Here is a 3,094-nt window from a genome sequence, read left to right on the forward strand (position 1 = left end):
AGCATCCCGGTGGAAAGCCAGCGGTTAACCGTTACGCCCTGCTCATTTTTCTCAATAAAGTTGGCGTCACGGTCAGTTTTCATCAGCTTCGCGATGCGGGAGAAAGCTTCATCCCAGCTGATACGCTGCCATTTGTCGGAACCTGGAGCGCGATATTCCGGGTAACGCAGACGGTTTTCACTGTGTACGTAATCCAGTAATCCTGCGCCCTTAGGACATAACGCCCCTCGGCTCACCGGATGATCCGGATCCCCTTCAATATGGTAAATCGACTCTTTGGCGTTTTTTGCTCCATCACCCAGGCTATACATTAATAGCCCGCAACCTACGGAACAGTATGTGCAGGTGTTTCGGATCTCTTTGGCGCGTAATAACTTATAGTTTCGCGCCTGAGCCAGTGCCATTTTGGGTGCAAAACCCAGAGCGGCTACTGTTGTTCCCGCCATACCGCCCGCGCAGATTTTAAAAAATTGTCTGCGGCTGACGTCCATTGCTTTCCTCTTTTTTGCAGGGATTCGTACAAGAAATCTCTCAAAGCGCGTAATCGAGGCAGCCTGAAAGATGACATGTACAACTTCGCGACGAAACTATCAGCTATATCCATATTTTTTTTGCGTCAAATCAAAAACGAAACGGTTCCGCTACTAAATAGTGCACTTTGTTTAACCCTTGTACCCATAAGGAGGTACGTAAAAGGTAATTAATTAGCGCGCTATGGTGTAAAAGTGCTATAAATTTCAGCTTATTTTTTGCCAGTGGCATGGACAGAGAAACAGAATGACAAAACAAAAAGCAACGTTAATTGGTCTGATTGCCATCGTACTCTGGAGCACGATGGTTGGACTTATTCGGGGAGTAAGTGAGGGACTGGGACCTGCTGGCGGCGCAGCGATGATTTTTTCATTAAGCGGCCTGTTGCTCATATTTACCGTCGGATTTCCAAATATCAGAAAAATTCCTGTTCGTTATTTAATCGCCGGTAGCGTGCTTTTTGTGAGCTATGAAATTTGTTTAGCGCTGGCCCTGGGTTATGCCGCTACCCGTCATCAGGCTATTGAAGTGGGGATGGTAAATTATCTTTGGCCAAGCCTGACGATATTGTTCGCCATATTATTTAATGGTCAAAAATCAACCTGGTTGGTTATTCCAGGACTAATTATCGCATTGACCGGCGTTTGTTGGGTACTGGGCGGTGAAAATGGTCTCAATCCAGGCGAAATTATCAGCAATGTTGCCAGTAGTCCACTCAGCTATTTTCTCGCCTTTCTGGGAGCTTTTATCTGGGCCACATATTGCACAGTGACCAATAAATATGCAAAAGGCTTTAACGGCATCACGGTGTTCGTTTTACTTACCGCCGCAAGTCTGTGGATTTACTATTTTGTCACCCCACAGCCGGAGATGGTTTTCAGCACTCCGGTGACGATAAAGATGTTCACTGCAGCATTAACATTAGGATTTGCCTATGCTGCGTGGAATATTGGTATTTTGCACGGTAATGTCACCATTATGGCGGTAGGTTCTTATTTTACTCCCGTACTGTCCTCCGCGCTGGCTGCCGTGCTACTCAGCGCCCCGCTCTCACTTTCTTTTTGGCAAGGCGCGCTGATGGTCTGCGCTGGCTCACTGCTCTGCTGGGTGGCAACTCGCCGCGCCTGAAAAAAACCGGGTTTTATCACAAACAAATAAAATCCGGCTATACTTTAGCCAGACTGATGGATAATTATGCTCATTGCACTTGTGTTTTATGTTTATATTTGTTTAATTAAATGTTAAATATATGATTATTAGTTAACGCGTGAAAGTATTTCATGTTTATCTATAACCCTCCGCATGTATATATTATACAAGCGAAACTAACGCCATTTAAATCATAGTTGCCATAATAGTCCCCTGCGTAAATATATCTAACCAGATCTGTCACATATTAAGATTAATATAATCAGCTGTATTATGTAGATCTGGATCACACAACTTCAAATATTTCGCAATATTATGAAACTTATTATTGAACTTATACCACTGCGTCATTTAAAAATGGTTTGCCATTGACGAACCCCTTCGTTTAGCAATGGTTTAGGAAACACACCAAGAAAAAATTATAAGGATTATTTAGAATGAAACTTAAATTAGTTGCAGTGGCAGTGACTAGCCTGTTGGCGGCAGGTGCAGTAAACGCGGCTGAGGTATATAACAAAGACGCAAACAAACTGGATATCTACGGTAAAGTTCACGCTCAGCATTATTTCTCTGATGACACCAGCAGCGATGGCGACAAAACCTATGCGCGTCTGGGCTTCAAAGGCGAAACTCAGATCAACGACCAGCTGGTTGGTTTTGGTCAGTGGGAATATGAATTCAAAGGCAACCGTTCTGAAGATCAGGGTTCCGAAGCAGACAAAACCCGTCTGGCATTCGCTGGCCTGAAATTCGCTGAATACGGTTCTTTCGACTACGGTCGTAACTACGGCGTAGCTTACGACATCGGCGCATGGACCGACGTTCTGCCAGAGTTCGGTGGCGATACCTGGACCCAGACTGACGTATTCATGACTGGCCGTACTACCGGCGTCGCAACCTACCGTAACACCGATTTCTTCGGTCTGGTTGAAGGTCTGAACTTTGCCGCTCAGTATCAGGGCAAAAATGACCGTACCAACGTGAAAGAAGCTAACGGCGACGGCTTCGGTCTGTCTACCACTTATGAGTACGAAGGCTTCGGCGTAGGTGCTACCTATGCGAAATCTGACCGTACTGACCGCCAGGCTGTGGGTAACTCCAGTTTCATGGCTTCCGGTAAGAATGCTGAAGTATGGGCTGCTGGTCTGAAATATGATGCGAACAACATCTACCTGGCGACCACCTACTCCGAAACTCGTAACATGACCACCTATGGCGGTTCTGGTGTAACAGGTATTGCAGATAAAGCACAGAACTTTGAAGCTGTTGCTCAGTACCAGTTCGACTTCGGTCTGCGTCCGTCCATTGCTTACCTGAAATCCAAAGGTAAAGACATCAATGGTTACGGCGACCAGGATCTGGTTGAATACGTAGACCTGGGTGCTACCTACTACTTCAACAAAAACATGTCTAC

Annotated in this window: 3 protein-coding genes; 2 read left to right on the forward strand and 1 reads right to left on the reverse strand. The window is 45.6% G+C overall.

The genetic code is table 11. The annotated features are described in order from the left end of the window. Window positions 1–491, reverse strand: a 491-nt coding sequence (locus FDW92_RS22940) for a molybdopterin-dependent oxidoreductase (RefSeq protein WP_170976162.1), incomplete at its 3' end; no start/stop codon positions are given. 286 nt (window positions 492–777) lie between these two features. Here FDW92_RS22940 and yddG point away from each other — a divergent pair. After that, window positions 778–1,659, forward strand: a complete 882-nt coding sequence (yddG, locus tag FDW92_RS22945; protein WP_042308348.1) for an aromatic amino acid efflux DMT transporter YddG — start codon at window positions 778–780, stop codon at window positions 1,657–1,659. 458 nt (window positions 1,660–2,117) lie between these two features. Continuing rightward, the coding region (locus FDW92_RS22950; RefSeq protein ID WP_137400711.1) for a porin at window positions 2,118–3,094 on the forward strand (977 nt) is incomplete at its 3' end.

The sequence above is a fragment of the Citrobacter sp. wls706 genome (assembly GCF_005281305.1).
GTDB classification, from domain to species: domain Bacteria; phylum Pseudomonadota; class Gammaproteobacteria; order Enterobacterales; family Enterobacteriaceae; genus Citrobacter; species Citrobacter werkmanii.

Coding starts and splice junctions, on each gene's coding strand:
- yddG (WP_042308348.1), top strand. CDS start 778: ATGACAAAACAAAAAGCAACGTTAATTGGTCTGATTGCCATCGTACTC.